At 54.3% G+C, this 12,141-nt stretch carries 18 protein-coding genes; 11 read left to right on the plus strand and 7 right to left on the minus strand.

The window, feature by feature from the left end:
• Nucleotides 1-2 precede the first annotated feature (2 nt).
• The 5 genes from NVIE_RS11000 to NVIE_RS11015 all read left to right on the plus strand — a co-directional run bounded on the left by NVIE_RS11000 (nucleotide 3) and on the right by NVIE_RS11015 (nucleotide 3,833).
• The gene (locus NVIE_RS11000) at nucleotides 3-665 is read left to right on the plus strand and encodes a V-type ATP synthase subunit D (protein ID WP_075055289.1); all 663 of its coding nucleotides are present in this window, start codon (nucleotides 3-5) and stop codon (nucleotides 663-665) included.
• Entirely contained in the window at nucleotides 662-790 is a 129-nt protein-coding gene (locus tag NVIE_RS16155) for a hypothetical protein (protein ID WP_258914120.1), read from the plus strand. The genes NVIE_RS11000 and NVIE_RS16155 overlap by 4 nt, the downstream gene beginning before the upstream one ends.
• A gap of 112 nt (nucleotides 791-902) precedes the next feature.
• Nucleotides 903-1,241 carry an ATP synthase subunit C gene (locus NVIE_RS11005; protein ID WP_227717355.1) on the plus strand — a complete coding sequence of 113 codons (339 nt, stop codon included), beginning with the start codon at nucleotides 903-905 and terminating at the stop codon, nucleotides 1,239-1,241.
• Nucleotides 1,242-1,418: 177 nt separating this feature from the next.
• The gene (locus tag NVIE_RS11010) at nucleotides 1,419-3,539 is read left to right on the plus strand and encodes a V-type ATP synthase subunit I (RefSeq protein ID WP_075055290.1); all 2,121 of its coding nucleotides are present in this window, start codon (nucleotides 1,419-1,421) and stop codon (nucleotides 3,537-3,539) included.
• Nucleotides 3,540-3,569: 30 nt separating this feature from the next.
• Nucleotides 3,570-3,833: a zinc ribbon domain-containing protein gene (locus NVIE_RS11015; RefSeq protein ID WP_075055291.1), complete on the plus strand. Its 264-nt coding sequence runs from the start codon at nucleotides 3,570-3,572 to the stop codon at nucleotides 3,831-3,833.
• A 6-nt stretch (nucleotides 3,834-3,839) separates the two neighbouring features.
• Here NVIE_RS11015 and NVIE_RS11020 read toward each other — a convergent pair whose 3' ends face one another.
• From NVIE_RS11020 to NVIE_RS11030, 3 genes are all read right to left on the minus strand, one after another.
• Nucleotides 3,840-4,901, minus strand: coding sequence for a V0D/AC39 family V-type ATPase subunit (locus NVIE_RS11020; protein ID WP_075055292.1), 1,062 nt, complete (start codon nucleotides 4,899-4,901; stop codon nucleotides 3,840-3,842).
• A gap of 41 nt (nucleotides 4,902-4,942) precedes the next feature.
• Nucleotides 4,943-5,215, minus strand: coding sequence for a hypothetical protein (locus NVIE_RS11025; protein ID WP_075055293.1), 273 nt, complete (start codon nucleotides 5,213-5,215; stop codon nucleotides 4,943-4,945).
• Between the two features lie 78 nt (nucleotides 5,216-5,293).
• On the minus strand, nucleotides 5,294-5,563 hold the full coding sequence (locus NVIE_RS11030) for a hypothetical protein (RefSeq protein ID WP_227717356.1): 270 nt from the start codon (nucleotides 5,561-5,563) through the stop codon (nucleotides 5,294-5,296).
• Nucleotides 5,564-5,854: 291 nt separating this feature from the next.
• Here NVIE_RS11030 and NVIE_RS11035 point away from each other — a divergent pair, with 291 nt between their 5' ends.
• The 3 genes from NVIE_RS11035 to cbiT are packed head-to-tail and all read left to right on the plus strand — an operon-like array spanning nucleotide 5,855 to nucleotide 7,302.
• Nucleotides 5,855-6,346 carry a hypothetical protein gene (locus NVIE_RS11035; protein ID WP_075055294.1) on the plus strand — a complete coding sequence of 164 codons (492 nt, stop codon included), beginning with the start codon at nucleotides 5,855-5,857 and terminating at the stop codon, nucleotides 6,344-6,346.
• A gap of 48 nt (nucleotides 6,347-6,394) precedes the next feature.
• On the plus strand, nucleotides 6,395-6,691 hold the full coding sequence (locus NVIE_RS11040) for a hypothetical protein (protein WP_075055295.1): 297 nt from the start codon (nucleotides 6,395-6,397) through the stop codon (nucleotides 6,689-6,691).
• 32 nt (nucleotides 6,692-6,723) lie between these two features.
• A complete protein-coding gene (gene cbiT, locus NVIE_RS11045; protein WP_075055296.1) occupies nucleotides 6,724-7,302 on the plus strand; it encodes a precorrin-6Y C5,15-methyltransferase (decarboxylating) subunit CbiT in 579 nt (192 codons plus the stop codon).
• On the opposite strand, the gene NVIE_RS11050 is transcribed toward cbiT, so the two are convergent.
• Nucleotides 7,292-8,146 (minus strand): DNA-methyltransferase, encoded by an 855-nt coding sequence (locus NVIE_RS11050; RefSeq protein ID WP_075055297.1) that lies wholly within the window; start codon nucleotides 8,144-8,146, stop codon nucleotides 7,292-7,294. The genes cbiT and NVIE_RS11050 overlap by 11 nt on opposite strands.
• A gap of 93 nt (nucleotides 8,147-8,239) precedes the next feature.
• Here NVIE_RS11050 and NVIE_RS11055 point away from each other — a divergent pair, with 93 nt between their 5' ends.
• Complete coding sequence (locus NVIE_RS11055) at nucleotides 8,240-8,428, plus strand: hypothetical protein (protein ID WP_075055298.1); 189 nt, start codon at nucleotides 8,240-8,242, stop codon at nucleotides 8,426-8,428.
• Nucleotides 8,429-8,460: 32 nt separating this feature from the next.
• Here NVIE_RS11055 and NVIE_RS11060 read toward each other — a convergent pair whose 3' ends face one another.
• The 3 genes from NVIE_RS11060 to NVIE_RS11070 all read right to left on the minus strand — a co-directional run bounded on the left by NVIE_RS11060 (nucleotide 8,461) and on the right by NVIE_RS11070 (nucleotide 11,220).
• A complete protein-coding gene (locus NVIE_RS11060; RefSeq protein WP_075055299.1) occupies nucleotides 8,461-9,438 on the minus strand; it encodes a cation diffusion facilitator family transporter in 978 nt (325 codons plus the stop codon).
• 75 nt (nucleotides 9,439-9,513) lie between these two features.
• The gene (locus NVIE_RS11065; protein ID WP_075055300.1) at nucleotides 9,514-10,584 is read right to left on the minus strand and encodes a hypothetical protein; all 1,071 of its coding nucleotides are present in this window, start codon (nucleotides 10,582-10,584) and stop codon (nucleotides 9,514-9,516) included.
• 39 nt (nucleotides 10,585-10,623) lie between these two features.
• Nucleotides 10,624-11,220 (minus strand): hypothetical protein, encoded by a 597-nt coding sequence (locus NVIE_RS11070; RefSeq protein WP_075055301.1) that lies wholly within the window; start codon nucleotides 11,218-11,220, stop codon nucleotides 10,624-10,626.
• Nucleotides 11,221-11,276: 56 nt separating this feature from the next.
• Between NVIE_RS11070 and NVIE_RS11075 the strand changes: the two genes are divergently transcribed.
• On the plus strand, nucleotides 11,277-11,534 hold the full coding sequence (locus NVIE_RS11075) for a hypothetical protein (RefSeq protein WP_075055302.1): 258 nt from the start codon (nucleotides 11,277-11,279) through the stop codon (nucleotides 11,532-11,534).
• Nucleotides 11,531-11,833, plus strand: a complete 303-nt coding sequence (locus NVIE_RS11080; protein ID WP_075055303.1) for a hypothetical protein — start codon at nucleotides 11,531-11,533, stop codon at nucleotides 11,831-11,833. Before NVIE_RS11075 ends, NVIE_RS11080 begins: the two co-directional genes overlap by 4 nt.
• Nucleotides 11,834-12,141 lie beyond the last annotated feature (308 nt).

The raw sequence follows: 12,141 nt of genomic DNA on the forward strand, positions 1-12,141 counted from the left end.
TAATGTCTTCAAGAAGGGTAACTGCAACAAAGATCGAGCTAATCAAGATACGCCGCTCGATGCAGGTAGCCAAGATGGTGCACAAGATCCTTGACGACAAGCGCGAAGTGCTCCTGAAAAAGATCGACGAGATGATAGAGGAGGCCAACAAGGCCAGAGAAGACATCTGGTCCCCGCTTGGCGAGATCTATTCAGCCGTCTACACCGCCTACATGTCGCTTGGCACCACCACGCTTGAATCCATCTCTGATTCCACTCCGAGCGTGATGGAGACAGACGTCAACGTGCGCAGAATAGTCGACGTCAAGATCCCGACCCTGACCGTAAAGACGCGCGAGGGGAGCCAGCACCTCTCTTACGGCTTCATAGAGACGAACGCGTCGGTCGACAAGGCGTCGAAACTGATAAAGAACATGCTCCCGTCCGTGTGCAAGGCCGCCGAGTACGAAAACGCGATATTCAGCCTTGCAAAGGAGCTTGAGCGCACGCAGAAACTGATCAACGCTCTGGAATACATCATCATCCCGCAGTACCAGGAGGCCGTCTACTTCATCAAGGCGACGCTTGAAGAGCGCGAGCGGGAGGAGTTTGTCAGGATCAAGAAGGTTAAAGTAGTCCTTGACAGGAAAAAGCTGGCAGAGGCAGAGGCGACGACAAGCACATGAGCAATGATATATCAAACCACTTTGAAAAGGCCAAGGCGCAGCTAAAGTCCGAGCGCGACTCTCTGGAGCAAAGGATAAAGGAAGAGATCGCGCAGAGCAAGCGCAAGGCGCTGTCAAAGGTCTAACAACCCCTCTTCTTTCCTCCTCCACACATTTTCTTGCACCGTTTTTGCGTGTAAAATTTACATTATTTTGCTGTAGTTACTATTAAATAGGGCTTTTCATGCCAAAGCCCTAATGATGCAACTGAAGGTAAGAGGCGCACTTTCACTTTTGACAATTCTCGCGGCAGTTGTGTTTGCAGGCGTTGCGTTTGCAAGCCCGGCTGTCTATGCGCAGGAAGCAGAGCCCGCTCCCGCCGCAAGTAGCAACGCGTTCAAGTTCCTCGCTGCGGGTATCGCATTCGGTCTGGCAGCGCTTGGCGCTGGCTTTGGTCTTGGCTTTGTGGGCGCAGCAGGTCTTGCGGCCATCAGCGAGAACCCAAAGATGCAGTCCAGCGTGTTCATTATCGTGGGTATGGTCGAGTCAATCGCCATCTACGGTATAGTCATGATGTTCATCATCCTCGGCCAGTAAAAGAAGGAACGAACATCATCAACATCACAGCCGCCGACAGGCGGACACACACACGCTTTTCTTTTCTTCCTTTTTTCATTTTCAAAAACAACAGCTTGTTTTCTATAAAACAACAGCGCTTGCATCTCAGGGAAAGGATTTTAAAGAGATCGTCTTTTCTTCATGCTGAACTATATTATGGGGCTAGCCAAGCTGAAAAAGGCAACCGTGATCCTGCCGAGGATGGAAACGCAAGCTGCCGTCAGCAAACTGGCCGAGCTTGAATGGTTCCACCCCATACAGAGCTCTTCTGCTTCTGAACACATCAACCCGTACTATGACGACCTTCTCCTAAAGGCGCAAAAACTCTACCAGGACATCGACGAGGTGATAAAGGCGCTAGGCATCCCCGCAGAGACGGGCGTCCTTGCGACGATGTTCAAGGGCGCGCCAAAGGGCAAGACCGACTACCACATCGACAACATCCAGGGCTTTATCGCCGACCTCGAGGACAGGGCCGCAAGGGAACTGGAAGGCGCAAGGAAGGTAATCGGCGAGCGCAGCATGGCGCAAAAGTCGCTTGAAGAATACTCGAACCTGAAGGCGCTCACCGAGAACGCGGCGAGCCTGAGCATGGACCTGACGCGCCTTGGCACCCTGACAAAATTCTACGCCGGCATTTACATTGTTGATTCGACCGACGAGGCCGAGATAAGAAAGAGCCTTGAAGACCTTGCGGTATACTCTACAAACCTGGGCGAGAAAAAGACCGCGCTCACCATAGTCGGCTCGGCCGAGGACGCAGAGAGGATAGCAAAGGTGATGCGCAGCTTTGGCATCAACCCGCTCCAGATACCGGCAAACATGCCCCAGAACCCGAACGTGGCGTTCTCGGAGGCCAGCGCAAAGGTCAAGGAGCTTGAAGCCCGGGTAGCGCAGCTGGACAAGGAAATAGTAAAACTGAAAGAGTCGATAGTCACAAAGGTGCTTTCGCTGCGCGAGGCCGCCGGCGTGGCAAAGGACGTGCTTGAAACAACGAGAAAGCCGGGCGGAACGAAAAACTTTGCGGTAATAGAGGGCTACATCCCGGCGGACATGGAAGGCAAGTTCAAGAAACTTGCCGGCGACGACTATGTCTCCGTGGTCGAGGACACGGGCGTGACCATCGACCTCCAGGATTCCGGCAAGCCCACGATGCCTACGCTTCTTTCTAACAAGGGATATTCCAAGAACTTTGAAGTGGTCACCGAGACGCAGGGCCTTCCGAGGTACGGCGAGACCGACCCGACCAAGATAATCTCCTTTGTCTGGCCGGTGTTTTACGGCCTGATGTTTGCGGACTTTGGGCACGGCATCCTGCTCTTTGGCCTCGGCATGCTGTTCAGGATACGCGGAAACGGCAGGCTAAAGATGTGGGGCACGCTAGTGGCCGCAAGCGGCCTTGCAGCAGCAATCGCCGGCCTTGGAACGGGGGAGATGTTCGGGTTCCATTTCGACGAGCTTGCAGTGCTTGGAGACATTGCCCACGCGCTCCCGTTCGTGGGCCTGCTGTCCGTTGCAGAGCTGACGTTTGAGCAGGTGGTAAAGATACTTGCCGTGTCCGTGGCCGTGGGAATAGGGCACCTGCTGATGGCGTTCATACTGCGCCTGCGGGCCGACTGGCGCCTAGGCAACAAGCTGATGGTATACACGCACGACATACCCGCCATAATCCAGTACCTCGCCGTGGTCTCGCTCATACTGACTGCCATCGGGGCGCAGTACGACATCATCGGCATGTTCCTGTCAAACAAGACGTACGGCCCAATCCCCTGGATAAGCGACGTCTTTCCCTGGGTGACGGTCGGCATGGTGGCAAGAGCCGCCCCGCCCGTGATATTTGCGTGCATCGCAATCACCATCATCGGCGGCATGAAGGAGGAAAAGCACCTGAAGGCAGAGGGCAAAGAGTCGCCGCACGGAGGCATGGTCGGCATCATAGTCGAGACCGTGATGGTCAGGACGATAGAGATGCTCGCCAACACAATCTCGTACTCCCGGCTTGGCATCATGCTCCTCGTGCACTCGGCGCTCCTTGTCACCGTGAACAACTCGTTTGAGCACGGAGGCGGCCTTGCGATCCTGATCGGCGGCAACATCGGCATCATGATGATCGAGGGCCTGATCGTCTACATCCAGACCATCAGGTTGCACCTGTACGAGTGGTTCCCGAAATGGTACAAGTCTGACGGCGTCACCTTCAAGAAGCTCGTGCCAAACATGCTCTACACCAACCTGGTGTGGAAAGAAGACGGCAGCAGCGGCAAGAAGAAGCAATAAATACTGTCGCGCCTTTTTTCACACAGGCGCATGTCAGAGCCTTCAATAAGATGCCAGAGCTGCGGCATGCCTCTTGGCGACGGGTTTTACGGCACAGACAGCGACGGTAGTGTAACAAAAGAATACTGCAAGTTCTGCTTCCAGGACGGCGCGTTTACGATGCCGGGCCTGACCGCCGAGGACATGATAAAAAGGTCGGTCGACTTTATGACAAAGAACCTCGGCATCCCTGCGCAAAAGGCCGAAGAGATGTCCCGCGCAGTCATACCGGGATTGAAAAGGTGGAAAAAGTGACTACTGCTATTGCACGGTAGTCTTGGCCATGCTGGCCATTATCTTGTCGACGGGTATCTTTTGCTCGACGCCGGCGGCAATTGCCGCAAGGTTGCGTATCTCCAGCATCATCAGCTTTAGCGTTGCAAGCATGTTGCCGAGCGTGAACACCGTCCTGTACGACGCCATTATCCTCCTGACCGAGGCGCGCTCAAAGCCCTCCTCGAGCTGCATTATAGCGTCAATGTCGTTTTCGGCGCTCTTGGGTATCAGGTCGCGGTACGCGGTGTTTGACAGCTCGCCTATTGCCTCCTGGATCTTTTCCACGTTTATCATCTTTTGGAGCGTGTCCCTGCTTATCTTTGTCGTCGTGGTAGCGATGAGGTCGCTTGTCTCCTGCGCCGACAGGCCCCAGTACTTGGCCCTCAGAACTGCAAGCACATTGTAGGCGTCGATGTCGACCGTGACAAGTTTCTGGACGTCCTGCAGCGGCGACTCGGAAAACATGGACTTGTCAAGCGACTTGTAGAAAGCGTGGTCAAGGTACGTGTCAAACGCTCTCACGTCGCCCTTTTCCTTGTACACTGCTGCCGCCTTTCTTGCGTCCTCGCCAAACTCGCTTCCCTGCAGGGACGCCACGGCCTCGTCAAAGTCCTTTGCGACAAGCGCCTTGACCACGAGGTCGCGCCTTCCCACGAGCTCTTCGGCTCGCAGGTTGATTTTCGGCAGCAGTTCTTCGTACGTCCTGCCAAGCGCCTTGCCCTTCAGGATAATCTTCAGGTTCCACGTGATGTACTTGACGAAATAAGCGTTGAGCACTCCTGCGCCGCCTGAAAGCGTGACCATCTTGGCGTGCGTGTTTACAAGGTGCTCGCGCAGCGCGCCTTCCACCTTTTCCGCGGTGTACGGCTTGGTCAGTTTTGCAAGCGCGTCAAGGTAGATGGTGTTCTTCATCCTGGTTACGAGCTCTTCGACGTCCCTCGACTCTGCAAGGGTCTGGAGCTCTGTCCTTGAAAGCATCTTGCCCCTCATGCTGTGGGCAAGAACGGTGCCAAAGATCTTGCTTGGAATGCTGACCTTGTTAGCCATGTGTACGCAGTCTCAATGCCCCTAGCGCTTTATAAAAATCATTAGGTCGTAGGAGACAGCTGCACCTGTGCATCTTCCTGCTGTTGCTGCTTCTCCTTCTTTTTCGTTCGCTCGCCCGTCTTTTTGTTCATGCCGTCAACCGTGCCAAGCGCAAAGACGTACCTGATGCCTTCCGCCCGCATCTCCGGCGACAAGAGCGCGTTCATCTTTTCCACGTCTGCCTTGACATAATCTTCCGAATGCTTGTTGGTCCTTGCCACGACGTACTGGAACTCGTCGCCGCGGTACCTGTGGATCTCGTATATCCTGCTCAATTTTGATTCTCCTTTTTACGAAAAAGAAATTTCGTCTGACAAGTAAACCGCGGGTGTCAAAAATTCTAGCGTTCCAGCTCAGTCAAACAGCTTGGACAGGCCTGCAGCTATCTTTCTGGAGAAAGCAAGCGTCGCAAAGTGGAGGCCAAAGCCGATGCCTGCCGCGATGCCAATGTTTGTCCCAGCCTCGTACAGGCCGATAAACAAGCCAAGGGGCGGAAGCGAAAATATCAGCGCCATGCCGGTGCTCACCCACGCTGACTTTGCCAGGAGTTCTGGCGTCATGTTGTCCAGCCTCTGCGCGGCGAATTTCAGCGTCTGTTTTGAATGGCGGCGGCCCTGTTCCATCAACAGTTAAAAAAATTGCACGAAATATTAATATTCACATAATAAATCATACAGTGATATATTATCATAAAATAAAAAAATTATATCATGGTCAGCTTGAGGCATGCAAGCACTTGCGATTAAAGCCTCAAACTTTGTAATTTGCGAGATGTTTTGCTGCGGTACCTAGATCATGTTAATTAAAGAATTATCATTTTATTACATCTTCTTTGTAAAACATATCTGCACAAAAATCCCTAGCTGAAAAATAACATGGAAATCTTCCTTGAAAAATAAACTTAATTAGCGAGTTTGACGCACACAGAGCAGATGGAGATTTCCGCGGTACTTTCCACTGAGGAAGAGAAGGCCAGGCTAGACGAGAAATACGAAAAGCTGATCGACCAGTTTGAGCAAGAGACAGCCCGGTACGACCAGCTCTCCCGGGTTTCTGCGGTTGCCACCTTTGGAGGCGTGCTTGCATCGATCCTGGGGCCCCTGTTATATTTCCAGTCCCTCGGCGTCAACCCGTACCACGCGTTTGCGACCGGGCCGGCGCTGTACGTCACGATAGGCGGGATAATCGCAAGCAAGCTCGTGCCCAAGCTGGCGATAATGTACGCCAGCCACAAAAAACACGAGGTATCCAGGGTAAAGTACAAGCCGGTGACGGGCGTCTGCATGTGCGACCTCTACCAGTTCAGGACGCACCTGCGCAAGATGGACAAGGCCGAGAATGCCGGCGAGCGCATGAAGCACGCAAAGCTGGCGAGCTACTACAAGCACAAGATGGGCTGGGGTTAGGCTAGCCGCAAGGCATTTTACCAGCCGCAGTCAAACAAAATTCCGAACGTGGCGCTGGAAAAAGTCTACTACATGCGCATTGTGCTTGGCATAATCGCCGGCACGATAGCAGGTTTTGTCATAGCCCCTGGCACGGACCAGGGCACTGCAGTCGGGATGGCTCTCGGTATCGCCGTCGCGTTTTTCGTGATCTCTATAGCCATCGGCAGGACGTTTGCAAGAGGCCAGCCAAAGGAAGTGCAGAAAAAGGCCGGCTACGACGGAATCGTGCCTTTCATCTTCATGAACATACTGGCTATGGTCATCGTCTACACTGCGCTGCACCAAGGCTCCATCCTAAAATAAATAGCGGGTTTTCGTAACGTCGCCCAATATTGTTGTGGGACTATCGCACGCCCGGCATCCCTGACGAGCTTTTCGAGCGCACCGAAGAAGTGCCGATAACAAAGGAGGACGTGCGTGCACTCGCAATAAGCAAGCTTCGGCTAAAGGAAGGGTATTCAGCCATTGACGTGGGATGCGGCAGCGGAAGCATAACAGTCGAGCTGTGCCTGCAGACAAAAGGACAGATCTATGCAATCGACTTTGACAACAACGCAGTCGAGCTGACGAAAAAGAACCTTGCCAAGTTTGGAACAGCTGCGCAGGTGATCCTTGGAAAAGCGCAGGACGTGCTGCCGACGCTGCCGCAGGTGGACGCCGTCGTTGTGGGGGGCACGTGGGGCGACGCAAGGCAGGTGATACAGCTGGCCGTGGACAGGCTGAAAAAAGGAGGCAGGATTGTTATCGACACGATATTGATAGAGACGATGTACCAGGCGCTTGCCGCAGTCGGCGAGCTGGGGCTGAAAGACATTGACATCACGCAGGTGACGATTGCAAAGGCGCGCAAGGTTACGACGGGCACGATGATGCTTGCGCGAAACCCGGTGATGATGATCTCGGCTACAAAGTAAGAAGCCTGGCTATCGCCTCGTCAAGGTAGCTCCTGTCTATCTCGAACCCGACAAACGAAATCCCGAGTTTTTTTGCGGCAAGCGCGGTCGAGCCGATGCCGGTAAAGGGGTCGGCGACAAGCCCGGCGCGGCCGTGTAGCATGATGCACATCTCGGGCAGCTTTACCGGAAAGGTCGCCGGGTGCGGCCTGTCCTTTCTGCTCTGTATCGTCTCGTACGGTATGAACCACGTGTTTCCCCGGTCGCGCCTGTCCTGTTTTGCTTTTTTCCACCTGCCGATGTTGCTCTTGTCCTGGTACGGGATCCCGACTGCGAGCTTGTCCAGCTTTGTCTCGCCGTTTTTCGTGAAATGGAAAATGTACTCGTAGCAGTCGTTGAGGAAGCGCTCGCTTGCGACGGGCTTGAAGTGGCCCACCGCAATGTCGCCGGCGATTCCCGGATAGTCGCCTGCGTCTGCCTTGCCTATCGCAATCGACTTGACCCACGTTATGACGTTCTGCAGCACAAAGTGCCTGCGCATGACGGAGGCAACGTCCCACGCGATCCACTGGTCCTTTGGCCTGTTGCCGATGTTTAGAAAGAACGAGCCGTCGTCGGCAAGCGCCCTCTTGGCCGCAACGCCGACTTGTTCTATCCATTCAAGGTATTTCTCGCGGGGCATGCTGTCGCGGTACGAGTTGTAGCCGATCCCGATGTTGTACGGGGGCGACGTGACAACGACGTCTACCGACCCTTTCCTGACGTCGTCATTGAAACCTGCGATGCAGTCCTTTAGGTACAGGGTGGCAGAGCTATTGTTGCCGTAGCGAAGCACCCTGTACGGACCGCCGCTGTTATCATGCATATATGATTTGCAAGATTCCCGCCAAGCATTTAAGCAATGCCAAAAGTCGGCAAAAGACGTAACCCTTAAGTAAAGCGTGAGGCTACAAGTCCCATGCCAGAGCCCGCCTTTTTTGTCAACCCTGCGTTCATACAGTCGCTTTTTGACGCACAGCATGACTTGTTGAGCCAGATCCAGATGGACGACATGTCGCTCATCGCAGTCGGCCTCGTGATCGGGCTGATAATAATCGTGGTCGTGGTGCTGATGTCGATGGTCGGCGGGCTGCACGTGTTTGATTGATTGAAAGTCTGGGAATTCAAAAAATAAAAAAATCAAGGCGCGCCTGATTCAGAGTGATAACTTTCTATCTGGATTGTGGCGTGGGTGATCCTGAAACGATTTTCAAGGAGCGAGTTTATCTCCTGCAATATTGCATTTGACCTGCCTGTGTCTATCACGACGACGTGCGCGGACAGGGCGTTGATGCCCGATGTTATGGTCCATATGTGCATGTCAAATATCCCGGTCACTCCCCTTACCTGGAGTATCGCGTTTTTCACTTCTTCGTATGATATGTTGCTTGGGACCCCTTCCATCAGGATGTGGACCGACTTTTTGAGCAGGGACCACGTCCTTGGAAGGATGAACACCGCCAGGCCGATGCTGACTATCGGGTCTGCTAGGTAGAGCCCTGTTGCCATTATTATCGCGCCGGCGGCAATCACGCCAATCGATCCAAGCATGTCGGAAAGAAGCTCCAGGCGCGCACCTTCTATGTTCAGGTTTTTCTCCTCTTCTTTGTCGTCATGGCCGTGCTCGTCTGGGTGAGAGCTACTATCATGGTGATGATGGCGATGGTAGTTGTGCCCTCCTCCTTTTTCGCCTCCCAGCAGCCGCATCCCTGTCAGGTTGACTCCAAGGCCAATCGCGGCCACTATGGTCATGGACAGGCTCTGGACTTCGGGAGGCGCAAAAATGCGCGTGTAGGCTTCGTACAGGATGTATATCGACAGCAGTATCAGGGCTACGCCGTTTGCCAGCGATGCAAGTATCTCCATCCTGTAAAAGCCGTACGTCCTCTGCGGGGTGGCCGGCCTGCGGGCGTAGCTGATGGCAAAGAGCGCCAGGGTCAGGCCGCCGACATCGGTAAGCATGTGGCCAGCGTCTGCAAGCAGCGCCAGGCTGTTGGTGAGAAGGCCGCCGGCCACTTCGGCAACGAGATAGCTAGAAGTCAGCACAAGCACTATCTTGAGCTTTTTCATCCGCTCCAGTGCCAGATTGTTTCTCCTCCTTTCTTCTTCTGTTGTCATCGCATGGTTTCACTGTTTTGCCAATGTGCTAGGCTGGATCAGAGAATAGAGTATACACTATTCTGCTACTTTATGTTATTTCAAAAGAGCAAGCTCTGCCCTTGTGGCCATCCTCTGGCCTATTGTCGCACCCAGGATGCCCATGGCTGCGGCCGGCACCACGACGAGCGGGAACACTGCTGGCACAATTTCAAAGTAGATCGTCGCAGTGAGGCTTGCCCACACCGCCCTTTCCGGCATCACTATCTCGTTGTACGTGTGCGTTATCAGGGGGTAGTAGAGCACGAAAAACGAGAGGCCCGCTATTGCGCCTGCCGCAAACATCGCGCCCTTGGACCTCCAGTGCGACAGTATGGCGTCTGCCGCGACGAGAGGAACCATCACCGAGAGGTAGAACGGGATGGTGGGCCAGAGCGCCTCGTTAGGGACCATTGACGTCAACACACCGATAAACACGAACGCGCCGGCAAGGGCCGAAGCGGCGCCAAACCTCCTTCCTGCAAGGCTGAACGTCGCGACCATTATTGCGGCAGTCACGAGCGGAAAGCCAAGCGTGGCAACCAGCGCGCCTGCCTGCGGCTGCGGATTGAAATCGAAAAAGCCAGTGCGCGAGAACGGGAGCGAAAACATGTCGATAGAGCCGGCCGCTGCAAGCCAGACTGGGAGCATGCCAAGCACCAAGAGCGCCCTTGGGAGCGACTTGTGCTCTGCCTTCGGCCACGCGTAGATGATGCCTATCATGGCGCCGATGCCGCTTGTCACCATGCCGCTTACAAGGACGGCGTGGGGCGGGCTGAGCAGGCCGTCAAGGCCAAAGAGCGAGTGCCACCAAAAGTCCACCGGGCCGGCGACCAGAAGGAGCGTGACTCCAACAATCGCAAGCCTGGCGGGCCACTCTGTTTTTTTGATAGCGCGAGATGCCGACAGTACCAGCACGGCGCCAAACACGGCCGTCCCTGCTCCCGTGTAGAGAACGGCGTGGGGAGGCGAAAAGAACGTCTCTGGCTTGTTCAGCAGGTGGTTCGTGACGTCCCACGTTCCTCCGGATATGGCCATCAGGACTCCGATTGTGAGGATTATGTACCCCGCCGAGAGCCTCTGCGCCGGCTCGAAGATGATGAGTGTGCCGCGCTGAAAATAGTTCATGCGCCTACTACTGTAATATATTCTCCAGCTTGTACAATTTTAAGCCTTTGTCATCACGTTTACAGAATAGACGCTGACATACTCGTTCTGGTGGTCAAGCGTGCCGCCAGAAGGCCAGTGCGCCTGGTCGCCGTTGTGGGGAAAGCCGATTGCCTTTACGAAAAACACGAACCTGCCCTCCTGCGCCGGCTTGACCGACAGCGCGATGCTAAACGACTCGCCCTTTTGCCAAGGGCTGCTGAATATTTCGACAGACGGGTACTGCGCACGGACCATCTGTTGCGTGCCTACATAGCCAGAACCTATAGGGGTCCCTGCCTTGATGAAGACAGGCGACTGCTTGAAGTTTTCTTCTTGCACAGTCACGATGCCATCGGTGCTCGTGACGTTTGGGAACGCAATAGACACTATCTGCCTGTCGGCGTGGTCGCCCTGGTTCGTGGCGTTGACGAGCAGCGTGAAACTCTCGCCAAGGCTTATCGTGCTGTTGGAAACAGAAACGTCCGTCACCACCGGCTCTGGCCTTGGAGGCGCCAGCGCCGGGATGTACGCGCCCGGCAGGACAAGCACTGCAATCGCAAAGTAGGCGACAGCCGCCCCGATAGCAACGCCTGCAATGACCTTGCCCTTGTTCAAGACAGCGTGCATTAGAAGATACACCGTTTAAATCTCTTGCCGAAGATCGCCCAAGCATGGACGGTGACGCTTGCGACTCGCGCACGCACGCCTACCGCAACGGCAAGACGTTTGAGCAATGCCGGCAGGAGGCAAGAGGCGTCACCGACATTCTGGCCGGCGAGATAGCGCGGTCAGGCGAGATAACATGGTCCCGCGTGCTTGAAGCGGCAGGCCACGACGAGATCGTCTACAAACTGACGCTGAAATACCTGCGCGAAAGAGGCTTTGACATTGGCAACTTTCAGGCGCCAAAAGTGAAGCAAAAGGAATGAAGGTCCGGGTCTATTTCTGCCGGGAATCTATCGGAGCCGAGCTCGTCAACGCAAGGTTGAGCCGGCAGGCCCTTGAGACCATCTACGACCTTGTCTGGGAGCAGGAGCTGAAAAACGTCATCACCATAGGCAAGATCTGGCTGCGCTTCCGGCAAAGCGGCAGACCCTTTGGCCATCCGCTGAAGGAGAAGCGGCCGCACGCCAAGATAGCGGCAGGCGACATCATCGAGGCTGCCGGGAAATGCTACATGGTAATGGACGTTGGCGTGAAGGGGATAGAACTGGAACGAGGGGGATGATGATAATAACAAGAAGAAGAGGAGGCGCTTGGCGATCCTGCACCAACGACCTGTTCAGCCCATGCCGTTAAAGTCGCGGCTTTTTACACCCTTTTGATGCAGTTTTGTTTTCGTGTGCCGCCAAGCGCCATCGTCAAGCAATGGTTGTCGGCACGATTTCCATGCATCCATACTATAGAGTTTTTAGTATTAAAATCTTCTGTTTGTGTAAAAATTATATTTTTCTTGTTCTAGGACAAATATCAATAATTAAAATCTCTGGGAACATAAAATTCCTGGAAATTGCGTTATGCATCTGCTATACGCCA

The organism is Nitrososphaera viennensis EN76, assembly GCF_000698785.1.
GTDB lineage: Archaea > Thermoproteota > Nitrososphaeria > Nitrososphaerales > Nitrososphaeraceae > Nitrososphaera > Nitrososphaera viennensis.

Coding starts and splice junctions, on each gene's coding strand:
- NVIE_RS11000 (WP_075055289.1), top strand. CDS start 3: ATGTCTTCAAGAAGGGTAACTGCAACAAAGATCGAGCTAATCAAGATA.
- NVIE_RS16155 (WP_258914120.1), top strand. CDS start 662: ATGAGCAATGATATATCAAACCACTTTGAAAAGGCCAAGGCGCAGCTA.
- NVIE_RS11005 (WP_227717355.1), top strand. CDS start 903: ATGATGCAACTGAAGGTAAGAGGCGCACTTTCACTTTTGACAATTCTC.
- NVIE_RS11010 (WP_075055290.1), top strand. CDS start 1,419: ATGGGGCTAGCCAAGCTGAAAAAGGCAACCGTGATCCTGCCGAGGATG.
- NVIE_RS11015 (WP_075055291.1), top strand. CDS start 3,570: ATGTCAGAGCCTTCAATAAGATGCCAGAGCTGCGGCATGCCTCTTGGC.
- NVIE_RS11020 (WP_075055292.1), bottom strand. CDS start 4,901: ATGGCTAACAAGGTCAGCATTCCAAGCAAGATCTTTGGCACCGTTCTT.
- NVIE_RS11030 (WP_227717356.1), bottom strand. CDS start 5,563: ATGGAACAGGGCCGCCGCCATTCAAAACAGACGCTGAAATTCGCCGCG.
- NVIE_RS11050 (WP_075055297.1), bottom strand. CDS start 8,146: ATGCATGATAACAGCGGCGGTCCGTACAGGGTGCTTCGCTACGGCAAC.
- NVIE_RS11055 (WP_075055298.1), top strand. CDS start 8,240: ATGCCAGAGCCCGCCTTTTTTGTCAACCCTGCGTTCATACAGTCGCTT.
- NVIE_RS11060 (WP_075055299.1), bottom strand. CDS start 9,438: ATGACAACAGAAGAAGAAAGGAGGAGAAACAATCTGGCACTGGAGCGG.
- NVIE_RS11065 (WP_075055300.1), bottom strand. CDS start 10,584: ATGAACTATTTTCAGCGCGGCACACTCATCATCTTCGAGCCGGCGCAG.
- NVIE_RS11075 (WP_075055302.1), top strand. CDS start 11,277: ATGGACGGTGACGCTTGCGACTCGCGCACGCACGCCTACCGCAACGGC.
- NVIE_RS11080 (WP_075055303.1), top strand. CDS start 11,531: ATGAAGGTCCGGGTCTATTTCTGCCGGGAATCTATCGGAGCCGAGCTC.